The sequence below is a fragment of the Streptomyces actuosus genome, assembly GCF_016921115.1.
GTDB classification, from domain to species: domain Bacteria; phylum Actinomycetota; class Actinomycetes; order Streptomycetales; family Streptomycetaceae; genus Streptomyces; species Streptomyces actuosus_A.
The window spans coordinates 88,137-101,911 of the sequence record NZ_JAFFZS010000003.1; the positions used below are offsets into that span (position 1 = coordinate 88,137).

The 13,775-nt window shown below is 72.6% G+C and carries 15 protein-coding genes and 1 pseudogene; 12 read left to right on the forward strand and 4 right to left on the reverse strand.

Going from position 1 to position 13,775, the window contains the following annotated elements:
* The first annotated feature begins 20 nt into the window (after window positions 1-20).
* The 3 genes from JS756_RS05510 to JS756_RS05520 all read left to right on the forward strand — a co-directional run bounded on the left by JS756_RS05510 (window position 21) and on the right by JS756_RS05520 (window position 2,481).
* On the forward strand, window positions 21-767 hold the full coding sequence (locus JS756_RS05510; RefSeq protein WP_205381797.1) for an SDR family NAD(P)-dependent oxidoreductase: 747 nt from the start codon (window positions 21-23) through the stop codon (window positions 765-767).
* Entirely contained in the window at window positions 764-1,834 is a 1,071-nt protein-coding gene (locus JS756_RS05515; protein ID WP_205381798.1) for a threonine aldolase family protein, read from the forward strand. The genes JS756_RS05510 and JS756_RS05515 overlap by 4 nt, the downstream gene beginning before the upstream one ends.
* Window positions 1,835-1,908: 74 nt before the next feature.
* The gene (locus JS756_RS05520; protein ID WP_205381799.1) at window positions 1,909-2,481 is read left to right on the forward strand and encodes a transglutaminase-like domain-containing protein; all 573 of its coding nucleotides are present in this window, start codon (window positions 1,909-1,911) and stop codon (window positions 2,479-2,481) included.
* A 170-nt stretch (window positions 2,482-2,651) separates the two neighbouring features.
* Here JS756_RS05520 and JS756_RS05525 read toward each other — a convergent pair.
* Together JS756_RS05525 and JS756_RS05530 are read right to left on the reverse strand one after the other, a co-directional pair.
* Window positions 2,652-3,331, reverse strand: a pseudogene (locus JS756_RS05525) (pyridoxamine 5'-phosphate oxidase family protein).
* A 115-nt stretch (window positions 3,332-3,446) separates the two neighbouring features.
* Window positions 3,447-4,175 (reverse strand): lysophospholipid acyltransferase family protein, encoded by a 729-nt coding sequence (locus tag JS756_RS05530; RefSeq protein ID WP_205382068.1) that lies wholly within the window; start codon window positions 4,173-4,175, stop codon window positions 3,447-3,449.
* A 355-nt stretch (window positions 4,176-4,530) separates the two neighbouring features.
* Between JS756_RS05530 and JS756_RS05535 the strand changes: the two genes are divergently transcribed.
* The 6 genes from JS756_RS05535 to JS756_RS05555 all read left to right on the forward strand — a co-directional run bounded on the left by JS756_RS05535 (window position 4,531) and on the right by JS756_RS05555 (window position 9,105).
* Complete coding sequence (locus JS756_RS05535; RefSeq protein ID WP_205381800.1) at window positions 4,531-4,857, forward strand: TlpA family protein disulfide reductase; 327 nt, start codon at window positions 4,531-4,533, stop codon at window positions 4,855-4,857.
* 84 nt (window positions 4,858-4,941) lie between these two features.
* Window positions 4,942-5,022 carry a putative leader peptide gene (locus JS756_RS38025; RefSeq protein ID WP_368861090.1) on the forward strand — a complete coding sequence of 27 codons (81 nt, stop codon included), beginning with the start codon at window positions 4,942-4,944 and terminating at the stop codon, window positions 5,020-5,022.
* A 44-nt stretch (window positions 5,023-5,066) separates the two neighbouring features.
* Window positions 5,067-5,576 (forward strand): flavin reductase family protein, encoded by a 510-nt coding sequence (locus JS756_RS05540; RefSeq protein WP_205381801.1) that lies wholly within the window; start codon window positions 5,067-5,069, stop codon window positions 5,574-5,576.
* A gap of 219 nt (window positions 5,577-5,795) precedes the next feature.
* Entirely contained in the window at window positions 5,796-6,584 is a 789-nt protein-coding gene (locus tag JS756_RS05545) for an electron transfer flavoprotein subunit beta/FixA family protein (RefSeq protein WP_205381802.1), read from the forward strand.
* Between the two features lie 59 nt (window positions 6,585-6,643).
* The gene (locus JS756_RS05550) at window positions 6,644-7,606 is read left to right on the forward strand and encodes an electron transfer flavoprotein subunit alpha/FixB family protein (protein ID WP_205381803.1); all 963 of its coding nucleotides are present in this window, start codon (window positions 6,644-6,646) and stop codon (window positions 7,604-7,606) included.
* A 194-nt stretch (window positions 7,607-7,800) separates the two neighbouring features.
* On the forward strand, window positions 7,801-9,105 hold the full coding sequence (locus JS756_RS05555; RefSeq protein ID WP_205381804.1) for a DUF6986 family protein: 1,305 nt from the start codon (window positions 7,801-7,803) through the stop codon (window positions 9,103-9,105).
* Between the two features lie 90 nt (window positions 9,106-9,195).
* Here JS756_RS05555 and JS756_RS05560 read toward each other — a convergent pair whose 3' ends face one another.
* On the reverse strand, window positions 9,196-9,978 hold the full coding sequence (locus JS756_RS05560; RefSeq protein ID WP_205381805.1) for a hypothetical protein: 783 nt from the start codon (window positions 9,976-9,978) through the stop codon (window positions 9,196-9,198).
* Window position 9,979: 1 nt separating this feature from the next.
* The gene (locus tag JS756_RS05565; protein WP_438817286.1) at window positions 9,980-10,966 is read right to left on the reverse strand and encodes a LacI family DNA-binding transcriptional regulator; all 987 of its coding nucleotides are present in this window, start codon (window positions 10,964-10,966) and stop codon (window positions 9,980-9,982) included.
* A gap of 278 nt (window positions 10,967-11,244) precedes the next feature.
* Here JS756_RS05565 and JS756_RS05570 point away from each other — a divergent pair, with 278 nt between their 5' ends.
* From JS756_RS05570 to JS756_RS05580, 3 genes are all read left to right on the forward strand, one after another.
* On the forward strand, window positions 11,245-12,192 hold the full coding sequence (locus tag JS756_RS05570) for an ROK family protein (RefSeq protein ID WP_205381807.1): 948 nt from the start codon (window positions 11,245-11,247) through the stop codon (window positions 12,190-12,192).
* 194 nt (window positions 12,193-12,386) lie between these two features.
* Window positions 12,387-12,581, forward strand: a complete 195-nt coding sequence (locus JS756_RS05575) for a hypothetical protein (protein WP_205381808.1) — start codon at window positions 12,387-12,389, stop codon at window positions 12,579-12,581.
* A 132-nt stretch (window positions 12,582-12,713) separates the two neighbouring features.
* Entirely contained in the window at window positions 12,714-13,760 is a 1,047-nt protein-coding gene (locus tag JS756_RS05580; protein WP_205381809.1) for an NUDIX hydrolase, read from the forward strand.
* Window positions 13,761-13,775: the final 15 nt, after the last annotated feature.

Here is a 13,775-nt window from a genome sequence, read left to right on the forward strand (position 1 = left end):
CTGCTCAGGAGGCGAGGAACATGGGGAACGGGGCTCTCAGCGGTGCGGTGATCGCGGTCGCCGGCGCGGGCGGACCCGCAGGCCGGGCGACCCTGCTCCGGCTGGCGGAGGCCGGCGCCGTCGTCGTCGGTGCCGACAACGACCCGGAGCGGCTGGCGGAGGCCGTGGACGCGGCGCGCTACGCCTCCGGCGGCGCGACCGTCACCGGCGAGACCGTCGATCTGCTCGATCTGGAGGCCACCCGCGACTGGGCCAACCGCACCGAGAAGGAGTTCGGCCGCGTCGACGGCCTGGTCCACCTCGTCGGCGGCTGGCGCGGCAGCGAGACCTTCACCAAGACCAGCCTGGACGACTGGGACTTCCTGGAGCTGCTGCTCATCCGCACCGTCCAGCACACCTCCCTGGCCTTCCACGAGGCGATCCAGCGCAGCGACCGCGGCCGGTACCTGCTGATCAGCGCCGCGGGCGCGAGCCGGCCCACCGCGGGCAACGCCGCCTACGCCGCGGGCAAGGCCGCCGCCGAGGCGTGGACGCTGGCGATGGCCGACTACTTCCGCAAGGCCGGGGGTGAGCAGGGGCCGACGTCGGCGGCTGCCATCCTGGTGGTGAAGGCGTTGGTGCACGACGCGATGCGCGCCGACCGCCCCAACGCGAAGTTCGCGGGCTTCACTGACGTCAAGGACCTCGCCGAGGCCATCGTCGGCGTCTGGGACAAGCCCGCCGCGGAAGTGAACGGACAGCGTCTGTGGCTCACCGAGAAGCCGTGAACCCCCCGAAGACCGACGCCCGCCGCCACCACGACCCCGAGGTTCGCGGATTCGCCAGCGACAACTACGCCGGGGCGCACCCGGAGGTGATGGCGGCGCTGGCCGTGGCCAACGGTGGGCACCAGGTCGCGTACGGCGAGGACGACTACACGGAGAACCTCCAGCGGATCATCCGCAGCCATTTCGGTCCCACGGCGGAGGCCTTCCCGGTCTTCAACGGCACCGGCGCCAATGTCGTCGCGCTCCAGGCGGTCACCGACCGCTGGGGCGCGGTGATCTGTGCCGAGAGCGCCCACATCAACGTGGACGAGGGCGGCGCTCCCGAGCGGATGGGCGGTCTGAAGCTGCTCACCGTGCCCACGCCGGACGGCAAGCTCACCCCCGAGCTGATCGACCGTCAGGCCTGGGGCTGGGAGGACGAGCACCGTGCGATGCCTCAGGTGGTCTCGATCACCCAGAGCACCGAGCTGGGCACCCTCTACACGCCCGAGGAGATCCGCGCGATCTGCGAGCACGCCCACGCCCACGGCATGAAGGTGCACCTGGACGGCTCCCGGATAGCCAACGCGGCGGCCTCGCTGAACGTGCCGATGCGGACGTTCACCAACGCCGTCGGCGTCGACATCCTCTCCCTCGGCGGGACGAAGAACGGCGCGCTGTTCGGCGAGGCGGTCGTGGTCGTCAACCAGGACGCCGTGCGGCGGATGCGGCATCTGCGGAAGCTGTCGATGCAGCTGGCGTCCAAGATGCGCTTCGTCTCGGTCCAGCTGGAGGCGCTGCTCGCCAAGGACCTGTGGCTGCGCAACGCCCGCCACGCCAACGAGATGGCCCAGCGGCTGGCCGAGGGCGTCCGCTCCGTGCACGGCGTGGAGATCCTCTACCCGGTGCAGGCCAACGGCATCTTCGCCAAGCTCCCCAACGAGGTGAGCGAGCGCCTGCAGAAGCGATTCCGCTTCTACTTCTGGGACGAGGCGGCGGGCGTGGTCCGCTGGATGTGCGCCTTCGACACGACGGAGGACGACGTCGACGCGTTCGTGGCGGCGCTGAAGGAGGAGATGGCGCGCTGACGCTTTGTGCATGGATATGCGGTCACCCGTAAAGTCATTGACTCGCGGGTGATCGCGTTTCTATGCTCGCCGGCATGCAGCTGATCCAGGAAAACCCTGACCTCTCGGCCTACTTGGCGGCCGACGAGGTCATCGACCACACCCATCCGCTGGTGCGTCAACAAGCAGCACGGCTGGCCGGGGAAGCCGACGACTCGTATTCCTATGCGCGTCTGGCCTATGCATACGTCCGTGACGCCGTCCCGCACTCCCGGGACACCGGCGACCCCCGCGTCACCTGGCGCGCCTCCGACGTCCTGGAGCAGGGCACCGGCATCTGCCACGCCAAGGCCCACGCGCTCACCGCCCTGCTGCGGGCCGAGGGCATCCCGACCGCGCTCTGCTACCAGACGTTCGAGGCGGTGCACGGTCTGGTCGCCGTGCGCTTCCACGGGGCGTGGCACCGCCAGGATCCGCGCGGCGGCGAGCCGGGCGGCCGGGCCGAGTTCTCCCTGCGGGGCGAACGACTGGCCTTCGCCCCCGATCCCGCGCTCGGCGAGAGCGACCACCCGGTTCTGTACGCGGCACCTCATCCGGCCGTGCTGAGCGCCCTCAGGGCCGCTCCGGACCGGTCGCACCTCCTGGCGTCGCTCCCCGCCATCCTCTGACCAGGGCCGACGCAAGGGCGCCGCGATCCCGTTCCGGTCCGGCAGGGCCGCGCCGGCCTCGTCGGGCGGCAGGCGGATCTCCCGGGAGGGCCCGCCGAGCGGCCGGTCGGCGTGTGCCGCCGACCCGGGGCCTCCACGGATGCGCTCCCGAGCCGCGGGCGGTGCGGCGCTCAGCGGGCCGGGGTGCCGACGCGCGCCGTGAGGTGCCCAGGGGCCTCGATGCCCGCGCCAGCAGGGGGTCCGGCTCCAGGGCGCCCCAGATGGCGCGCAGCGGTAGAACGCCTGCCCACACGTCGAGTCGGGCGTCCTCGCCCTCGCCGTCGTCCGGAGCGCCGGTGCGGATCTTGACGGACGCCTCGTCCAGGGAGAGGGCGAGCAGGGCGGTCGCGGCGAGTTCCCTGCGGTCGGGGCGGCGCGCGTAGTCCCACTGGCCGGGCGCGGCGTGCTCGGCCAGGCGGCGCAGGCCGGCGAGCTTCTCGTCCGGGTCCGTGACGAGGCGGGGCGTGCCGTAGACCATGGCGCTGCGGTAGTCGACCCCGTGCTCGAAGACCGAGCGGGCGAGGACGAGTCCGTCGACGTGGGTGACCGTGACGCAGACCGCGGCGGCGGGCGACGCCAGCAGGCTGCGGCCGGCGACCGAGCCGTGGAAGTACAGGGTGCTGCCGTCAAAGCCGTAGACGGTCGGCACGACCATCGGGGTCCCATCGACGACGACGCCGAGGTGGCAGACGAAGCCCGCGCCGAGAATCGCGTCCAACTGGTCGCGATCCAGGCTGCCCTGTTCCCGCAGGCGGCGGTGGCGGGTGCGCTCGCTGACGCGCAGAGGCCGTGCCGGAGTGTCCGGATTCAAGGGGCTCCCTCCCTGAGTGCGGCCGGCACGATGCTCCTCCGGCAGGGCGCCACTCGGGAAGTTGCGGGTCCGGTCGCGCCCGTCGGTCACGGCCTCGGTTCGGGGCGAGCTCCGGTCAGCCCGACTCCGCCGCCCGCACCTGGTCCGGCGTGGGTGCCGTGCCCCCGAGGTGCGCGGGCATCCACCAGGTGTCGTCCTGGCCCTTGGGCCGGACGGGGTAGGCGCGCTGTGCGGCCTCCAGCAGCTCCTGCACCCGCTCGCGCAGCCGCCGCGTGATCGCCCCGGCGTACTGGTCGCGGGGGGCCTCCACGGGCTCGCCCACCCGGATGGTGACCGGGATGTGGCTGCGCTTGAAGTTGCGCGGGTGCCCCTTGGTCCACAGGCGCTGCGTGCCCCACACGGCCATCGGGATGAGCGGCACGCCTGCCTCCTGGGCCAGCCGGGCGGCCCCCGACTTGAAGCTCTTCAGCGTGAACGACTGCGAGATGGTGGCTTCCGGGAACACCCCGACGATCTCGCCCGACCGCAGGGAGTCCAGCGCGTGGGCGTAGGCCGCCTCACCCTGCTTGCGGTCCACCGGGATGTGCTTCATCCCGCGCATCAGCGGACCGGAGACCTTGTGCCGGAAGACGGACTCCTTGGCCATGAACCGCACGAGACGCTTCTGCGGGAGCGCCGCGAGCCCGTCGAAGACGAAGTCCAGGTAGCTGATGTGGTTGCTGACCAGTACGGCGCCGCCCGAGCGGGGGATGTTCTCCGAACCCCGACAGTCGATCTTGAGGTCCCACACCTTGAACAGCGTGCGGGCGAAACCGATGACGGGACGGTAGACGAACTCAGCCATGGGCGGGGCGGACCCTTCCTTCTTCTCTGCCATGCTTCTCTGCCAGGGGCCCTGTGCCAGGACCGGGTGCCGGGACTCCGTGCCAGGGGTTCTCTGCCAGGGAAGGGGACTCCCGGCGGGAAAGTTACGCAGCCGTAGGTTCACGGCATGTCGCAGATCGTGCCCCAAGAACGCGCCGGGAGCCAGTCCGCGTGCCCGCCGGCGGCGAGATCCTCGTCACGTCGTCCGCCGGTCCGCGGTGTGGCCCGCGGTCCCGGACCGCCGAACCCGGGCCGGACCGGGCCTCCTTGCCGTCCGCGGAGTCCGGTGCGGATGATGGACCGACGGCGGACGAGGGACCAAGGGAAGGACAGCGGTGCACGGGCGTGGCGAGGACGAGCGGCTGACCGCGGACGAGGTGGGCGCGCCCCTCGGCGAGCGCGCCAGCCTGGTGCAGTTCTCCAGCGCCTTCTGCGCCCCTTGCCGGGCCACGCGGCGGGTCCTGGGCGAGGTGGCAGGCCTGGTCCCGGGTGTGGCGCACATCGAGATCGACGCCGAGGCACGGCTGGAGCTGGTGCGCGACCTCGGCATCCTCAGGACGCCGACCGTGCTGGTCCTCGACGCCGACGGCCGCGTGGTGCGGCGTGCCGCCGGGCAGCCCCGCAAGGCCGACGTGATCGCGGCACTGGGCGAGGCCGTGTGATCCGGCGGACGCCCCCGAGTGAGTCATCTCCCACATCGCGGAACGTGCTTGACTGAGCACACTCACTATCGTCAGCCTGACCCTATGCCTTCGGAACTCCTTCTCCACGGTCGCCTCCACGTCGACCTCGCCCGCACCGCGAGCGCGTGCTGTCCGGGCTGCTGAGCAGTCACGCATCCGCTCGTCATCCCCGGCAGAAGGACAACTCCATGACGGCCACGCCCGAACTGGCCACCGCGCACACCGCCTCTCCCGACCTGCTGCGTTCCGTCTTCCGGCGGCATGCCGCGGGAGTCGCGGTGATCACCGCGCGCGGAGCCGACGGCCCGGTCGGTTTCACCGCCACCTCCCTCACCTCCGTCTCCGCGGACCCCCCGATGCTGTCGTTCGGCATCGGCACCACCGCCTCCAGCTGGCCGGCGATGTCGCAGGCCGAGCACGTGGGCGTCCACATACTCGGCGAGCACCAGCAGGAACTGGCGGCCACCTTCGCCCGCAGCGGCGCCGACCGCTTCGGCGCCCCCACCGACTGGCGCGAGGGCCCCGAGGGTGTGCCGGTCCTCGGCGGTGTGCTCGCCTGGCTGGTGTGCCGCGTCGCCGCACGGGTTCCCGCCGGCGACCACCGCGTGATGCTCGCCGAGGTCGTCCTGGGCGACCCCGGCGGCCCCGGCCGGCCCCTCCTCTACCACCAGGGGCGATTCACCGCGCTGCGCGATTGATCACCCTTCGGTCGTCCTGCGCTCTCGTCGAGTTCCGGTTACGCTGCGTTGCAAAGGTCACAGTTCAAAGCGCTTGCTTAGCGGGCAGGAACTGGGTGTACTGACGAGTAATATTTCGGCCGGAGCGCGGGTCGCCCCGGACCGGGATGGGCCGCTTACAGGCGCCTATGCTGCCTGAAGGCAGGCAGCCAGAAATGACGATGCAGTAGGAGAGCCGGCGTGAGCTTGAGGATCGTTGTCACTGTGAAGTACGTGCCCGACGCCACTGGCGACCGGCACTTCGCCGATGACCTGACCGTCGACCGGGACGACGTGGACGGTCTGCTCTCCGAGCTGGACGAGTACGCCGTCGAGCAGGCGCTGCAGATCGCCGAGAACTCCGACGACGACGTCGAGGTCACCGTCCTGACCGTGGGCCCGGAGGACGCCAAGGACGCGCTGCGCAAGGCGCTGTCCATGGGCGCCGACAAGGCGATCCACGTCGAGGACGACGACCTGCACGGCACGGACGCCATCGGTACCTCCCTGGTGCTGGCCAAGGCCGTCGAGAAGGCCGGCTACGACCTGGTCGTCTCCGGCATGGCCTCCACCGACGGCACCATGGGCGTCGTGCCGGCGCTGGTCGCCGAGCGTCTGGGTGTCCCGCAGGTCACGCTGCTGTCCGAGGTCTCCGTCGAGGACGGCGTCGTCAAGGGCCGCCGTGACGGCGACACCGCCTCCGAGCAGTTGGAGGCCTCCCTGCCGGCCGTCGTGTCGGTCACCGACCAGTCGGGTGAGGCCCGCTACCCGTCGTTCAAGGGCATCATGGCGGCCAAGAAGAAGCCGGTGGAGTCCTGGGACCTCTCCGACCTCGACATCGAGGCCGACGAGGTGGGCCTCGACGGCGCCTGGACCGCTGTCGACGCCGCGGCCGAGCGTCCCGCGCGCACCGCGGGCATGATCGTCAAGGACGAGGGCGAGGGCGGCAAGCAGCTCGCTGAGTTCCTCGCGAGCCAGAAGTTCATCTGAGGGATCGACTCCCTCACCGCCTCTCAGACTTCGCACTTTCCGCTAGGAGAACCATTCCCATGGCTGAAGTTCTCGTCTACGTCGACCACGTGGACGGCGCTGTCCGCAAGCCCACCCTGGAGCTGCTGACCCTGGCCCGCCGCATCGGCGAGCCGGTCGCCGTCGCGCTGGGCAGCGGCGCCGCCGCCACCGCTCAGACCCTCGCCGAGCACGGCGCGGTGAAGGTCCTCACCCACGAGGCCTCCGAGTACGCCGACTACCTGGTCGTCCCGAAGGTGGACGCCCTGCAGGCCGCCGTCGCCGCCGTGTCCCCGGCCGCCGTGCTGGTGCCGTCCTCCGCCGAGGGCAAGGAGGTCGCCGCCCGTCTGGCGCTGCGCATCGGTTCCGGCATCATCACCGACGCCGTCGACCTGGAGGCCGGCGACGAGGGCCCGGTGGCCACCCAGTCGGTGTTCGCGGCGTCGTTCACCACCAAGTCCCGCATCTCCAAGGGCACCCCGGTGATCACGGTCAAGCCGAACAGCGCGGCCGTCGAGGCCGCCCCGGCCGCCGGCGCGGTCGAGGCGCTGGAGGTGTCCTTCTCCGAGAAGGCGACCGGCACGAAGATCACCGGCCGCACCCCGCGCGAGTCGACCGGCCGTCCGGAGCTGACCGAGGCCGCGATCGTGGTCTCCGGTGGCCGCGGTGTCAACGGCGCGGAGAACTTCGCGATCATCGAGGCGCTCGCCGACTCCCTCGGCGCGGCCGTCGGTGCCTCCCGCGCCGCGGTGGACGCGGGCTGGTACCCGCACACCAACCAGGTCGGCCAGACCGGCAAGAGCGTGTCCCCGCAGCTGTACATCGCCTCCGGCATCTCCGGCGCGATCCAGCACCGCGCCGGCATGCAGACCTCGAAGACCATCGTGGCCATCAACAAGGACCCCGAGGCCCCGATCTTCGAGCTGGTCGACTACGGCGTCGTCGGCGACCTGTTCGACGTCGTCCCGCAGCTCACCGACGAGGTCAAGACCCGCAAGGGCTGATCGCCGCCCGGCTGTACGAGGCCCCCGTGACCCGCGCGGTCACGGGGGCCTCGGCGCATCCTGGAGTCGTGCTCCTCGAGTGGTGGGAGGTCCCGACCGTCCCGTGGACAGGGTGTTGACCTGCCGGAAGATCGGCAGATAACTTCATTCTACGGATTGTTGATTCCGTATAGCGGAAAATAGGAGGGTGCGGGATGGGTCAGGGTCAGCAGGAGACAGTGTCGACGAGCCTCGCGGGCACCGTCAGCGAGGAGATCAGCGCCTCCCTCGCCCCGGTCGACGCCGAACTGGAGCGCCGCTACCCCGGGGACCCCGGCACCCGTCAGCCCGTCCACACCGTCTACGTCCCCGGTGACGTCTTCGCCGCCGGCACCGTCCGCTCCTGGGGCGACCGGGCCCTGGCCGCCCTCGACGAACACGCCCCGGACGCCGCCTCCTTCGCCGCGGTCCTCGGCCTGCCCGACGACCTGGCCGAGCCGGTCCACACACGGGTCCGCGCCAAGCTGGAGCGCGAGCCGATCGAGGACCTGCGCATCGACTTCGAGGACGGCTACGGCCCCCGCCCCGACGCCGAGGAGGACGAGGCCGCCGCCCGCGCCGCCCGGCTCGTCGCCGAGGCGTACGGGAACGGCACCGCGGCGCCGTACATGGGCATCCGCATGAAGTGCATGGAAGCCGCCGTCCGCGACCGCGGCATCCGCACCCTCGACATCTTCCTCACCGGCCTGCTCGACCATGGCGGCCTGCCCGGCGGCCTGGTCCTCACCCTGCCCAAGGTGACCTACCCCGAGCAGGTCACCGCGATGGTCCGCCTGCTGGATGCCTTCGAGAAGACCCATGGCCTCGACGCCGGCCGGATCGGCTTCGAGATCCAGATCGAGACCAGCCAGGCCATTCTCGCCGCCGACGGCACCGCCACCGTCGCCCGCATGATCCAGGCCGCCGACGGCCGCGCCACCGGTCTGCACTACGGCACCTTCGACTACAGCGCCTGTCTCGGCGTCTCCGCCGCCCACCAGGCCAGCGACCACCCGGCGGCCGACCACGCCAAGGCGGTCATGCAGGTCGCCGCGGCCGGCACCGGCGTACGGGTCTCGGACGGCTCGACCAACGTCCTGCCCGTCGGCCCCACCGAGAAGGTCCACGACGCCTGGCGCCTGCACTACGGCCTCACCCGACGTGCCCTGGCCCGGGCCTACTACCAGGGCTGGGACATGCACCCCGGCCACATCCCCACCCGCTACGCCGCCGTCTTCGCCTTCTACCGCGAGGGCTTCCGCCAGGCGGCCGAGCGGCTCGCCCGGTACGCCAACCGCGCCGGCGGCGACGTCATGGACGAGCCCGCCACCGCCAAGGCCCTCAGCGGCTACCTGCTGCGCGGCCTGGACTGCGGCGCCCTGGACGACACCGAGGTGGCCGGGGCGACCGGCCTGAGCCGCACCGACCTGGAGGGCTTCGCGGCACCCCGGCGCGGCGACCTGACTGCCACCGGGCAGTAGAACCCGCTCCGCACCGCGGCCGGCCCGACCGCCACACCCGCGCACCGGTGCCACTCGGCGACGGCACCGCGTCAGCCCCGCGGGACGCGGCTACGGCCCGCCGGGGCCCGTGGCCCCGGTCTGCGGGCTGTCGGCGTACCGCTCCAGCCCGGACGCCGTCACCAGCTTCTCCTCGGCCAGCAGCCGCGTCCCCCGCGCGCACAGCGCCGCGTCCGCGCGCGCCCGCGCGCTGAACTCCTCGGGAGTGACACCGAACAGCTCCCTGAGGCGGGCGGAGTTCAGCAGCAGCTCGGCGAGCAGCTCCCGCTGTCCCGGATGACTGCGGGGTGCGCCGGAACCGTCGTGCAGCACGCCGTGCCGGTTGAGATACACGTACACGCCGGGCAGTGCCGCGCCGCCCTCCGGTGCGACGCGCACGTCCGGAGCAGGCAGCCAGGCGCGCCGGTAGTTGCCGTGCGGCAGGGGCGTCCCCTCGCTGGCGTCGACGACCGCGAGCTGCTCGGCGTCCAGCCAGATGACGAACAGGTCACGGACGGCCTCGGGGGCGCAGACCGGTGAGGCGGCGACGTAGCCCATGAGGCTGACGTGCGCGGACACCCCGACGTCGAGTCCGTGGACGCGGGACCGCACCATCGGCACCGGGGAGGAGACCCCGCACGCGGCCATCTTGTGCCGGAGCTGACCGGGGCAGGCGTTGGAACCGACGGCGAGCACGGGCACCCGGTCCGCGTGCACCGCACGCTCCAGCGGCAGCAGCCGGTCCCCGACGAGGAGCCCGGACTCGCGCGGCCAGGCGCCGGGATAGGACAGCGGATCGTCGCGCGGCACCCCGGCCAGCCCGAGCGCCGACAGGGTGCGGTCCTGCGCGTTCATCTCAGTCCGCCGGGGGGAGTTCGCCGGAGCCGCGGGCGATCAGCCGGGTCGGCAGTTCGAGGCGTTCGGGGCCGGCCAGGATGCCGTCCAGCCGCCGGAAGAGGCGCTCGGCGGCGGTGCGGCCGAGCGCTGCGGAGTCCTGGGCGACGACGGTGAGCCCCGGCCGGAGCAGATCGGCGAGCTCGATGTCGTCGAATCCGACGAGGGCGACCTGCCGGGAGTGCTCCGCCAGCACGCGGATCACGGTGACCGTCACCCGGTTGTTGCCGGTGAAGATCGCGGTGACCGGCTCCGGTCCGGACAGCATCTCCTCGGCGGCCGTGCGCACCCGCTCAGGCACGGTGACCCCGAGCGACATCCATGCGTCCGCCACGGATATCCCCGCGTCCTCCATGGCGGCCCGGTACCCGCGCAGCCGCTCGGCGGCGGTGTGGATGCGCGGCATGTCTCCGATGAAGCCGATCCGCCGGTGCCCGTGCGCGATGAGGTGGGCCACACCGGTCCGTGCCCCGCCGTAGTTGTCCGACAGGACGCAGTCGGCGTCGATCCGCCCCGCCGGGCGGTCCACGAACACCGTCGCCACTCCTGCCCTGATCTCCGGCTCCAGGTACCGGTGGTCGTCCCCGGCCGGGATCACCACGAGCCCGTCCACCCGCCGCGCGCACAGGGCCAGCCCCAGCTCCTGCTCCCGCTCGGCGTCCTCCGCGCTGGAACCGTTGATCAGGAGGGCGCCGTGGGCCCGGGCCACCTCTTCCACCGCGCGGCTGAGGGGGCCGTAGAACGGGTCGGCGAGGTCCTCCAGCACGAGTCCGATGCTGGCGGTGCGGCCCTTGCGCAGCACCCGGGCGCTGTCGTTGCGCCGGAAGCCCAGCGCGTCGATGGCCTCCTGCACCCGCTGCTCCGTCTCCGGCGTGACGCCCGGCTCGCCGTTGACGACCCGGGAGACGGTCTTCAGTCCCACACCGGCTCGCGCCGCGACGTCCTTCATGGTGGGACGGTTGCCATAACGGGTCGCGGAGTGGCGGTCTGTTCGGCGCGCGGTCTCGGGCACGGTGGCGGTGTCCTGTCCTGTCGTCGTCCGTGGTGGTGCGGCGATCCACGGTTTGTATGAGGATGTGGCGTCGAGCATAGAGCCTGGACAACGTTGTCACGAGCGGGAGAGACTGAGCACCGCGCTCTCCGGCCCGCGTCCCCACCGTCGGCCGGCCGGGCCCTTTTCGACGATGTGCCTTCCATTGCCTGCCTCGACGGGGAGATCCGACACTCATGCAGACCGACCTCGTGGCCGCGCTCGACATCGGCGGCACCAAGATCGCCGGAGGGCTGGTCGACGGCCGCGGCACGATCCTGGTGCGTGCTCAGCGACCGACGCCCGCTCAGGAGGACGGCGACACCGTGATGCGGGCCGTCGAGGAGGTGATCGGCGAGCTGGCCGCCTCGCCGCTGTGGGGGCGTGCCCGGGCGATCGGCATCGGCAGCGCGGGCCCGGTGGACGCCTCGGCCGGCACGGTGAGCCCGGTGAACGTGCCCGGCTGGCGCGGCTTCCCCCTGGTGGAGCGGGTGCGGGCCGCCGCCGGGGACCTGCCGGTGACGCTGATCGGCGACGGCGTGGCCATCACCGCGGCCGAGCACTGGCAGGGCGCGGCCCGCGGTCACGACAACGCGCTGTGCATGGTGGTCTCCACCGGTGTCGGCGGCGGCCTCGTGCTGGACGGCCGGCTGCGTCCCGGCCCCACCGGCAACGCGGGCCACATCGGGCACATCAGCGTCGACCTGGACGGCGACCCGTGCCCCTGTGGTTCGCGAGGTTGTGTGGAACGGCTGGCCAGCGGCCCCAACATCGCCCGCCGTGCGCTGGAGAACGGCTGGCGTCCCGGTCCCGACGGCGACGACTCCGCCGTCGCGGTGGCCGCCGCCGCCCGCGCCGGGGACCCGGTGGCCGTGGCCTCCTTCGAACGGGCCGCACAGGCCCTGGCCGCCGCGATCGCGTCCGCCGCGAGCCTCATGGAGATCGACATCGCGGTGATCGGCGGGGGAGTGGGCACCGCCGGGGAGGTCCTGTTCGGGCCGCTCCGCAAGATCCTCGACGAATACGCCACCCTCTCCTTCGTGCGGCGCCTGACCGTCGTGCCCGCCCGCATGGGCACGGACGCCGGGCTCGTGGGGGCCGCCGCGGCGGTGCTGGCCGGAGGAGCGGCCGCGGCCGGCGTCTGAACCCCCGGCAGCGGGCGGACGGCCGGAAGTGCCGTCCGCCCGCTGCCGCGCACCCCGTGGCCCGACCCGCCGACACGCCGACCTGCGTGCGCCGGCCGCTCGACGGAGTCCGGCGGCAGACGGGCCGGCCGGCGCGATCCTCCGCTTCGCCCCCCTGCCCGTGACCCCGGGCCGCCTGCCGCGTTGATCGTGGCATGAAGAAGCGCAGCATGCTCGCCATCGCCTCCCTCGCCACCGGGTTCGTCGTCGCGGCCGTCACGCCGTCCCACGGACTGGCCGACCACGACCTCGGCGACCTGAACGTGGGGGGCACCCTCAGCACCGTCGACCACACGGTCAGCAGCGGCAGCCTCGCCGCCGACGAGGGCTCCCTGGTGGAGGGCGACTGACGCCCACCGCCTCGCAGGCGCCGGACCCCACGGGTACCGGCGCCTTCCGCTTCTCGCGCCCTCAACTGGATCTGGTTTCCGTGGCAGGGTGGAGCGGGCAAGCCTCAGGGGGCCAACAGAAGAGGGGGACCCGTGATCGTCGTTTGGATCAACGGCGCGTTCGGTGCGGGGAAGACCACCACCGCACGGGAACTGATCGAGCTGATCCCGAACAGCACGCTCTTCGACCCGGGGGTCATCGGCGGAGCGCTCACCGACCTGCTTCCGCCCAAGCACCTCGCCGAGGTCGGCGACCTCCAGGAACTGCCGATCTGGCGGCGGCTCGTGATCGACACCGCGGCAGCGCTGCTCGCCGAGGTCGGTGGCACCCTCGTGGTCCCCATGACCCTGCTGCGCCAGGAGCACCGGGACGAGATCTTCGGCGGCCTCGCCGCCCGTCGTATTCCGGTCCGACACCTGGCTCTCACTCCGGCCGAAACGATCCTGCGCGCGCGTGCGGCGGCCCGGGAGACGCCCCTGGACCCGCCCGGCGGTGGCGGGGAGACCCCCGCACGGCAGTGGGACCGCGACCGCATCGAGCCGTACCGCGCCGCCCTGGCCGCCTGGCTCGCCGCCGACGCCCACCTGATCGACAACGGCGCGCTCACCCCGCACGAGACGGCCGCCCGCATCGCGGAGGCCGTCAGCAGCGGTACCGCGCCCGTCTGCGACATCGTGCAGACCCCGGAGCCCACCGCCGAGACCCTCGCCGCCGGAGTGCTCCTCTTCGACGAACAGGACCGCGTGCTGCTCGTGGACCCGACCTACAAGGCCGGCTGGGAGTTCCCCGGCGGCGTCGTCGAGCGCGGCGAGGCGCCCGCGCGGGCAGGGATGCGGGAGGTCGCCGAGGAGACGGGGCTGCAACTGGCCGAGGTGCCCCGCCTCCTCGTCGTCGACTGGGAGCGCCCCGCACCCCCCGCCTACGGCGGTCTGCGGCTGCTCTTCGACGGCGGGCGCCTGGACGCCGCCGAGACCGAACAACTGCTGCTGCCCGGCCCGGAGCTGCGTGGCTGCCGCTTCGTCACCGAGCAGGAGGCGGCCGACCTGCTCCCGCCGGTCCGCTACGAGCGCCTGCGCTGGGCCCTGCACGCCCGGGAGCGCGGTGCGGCCCTGTACCTGGAGGCGGGCGTGCCCGTCTGAGGTCTCGCAGGTGGG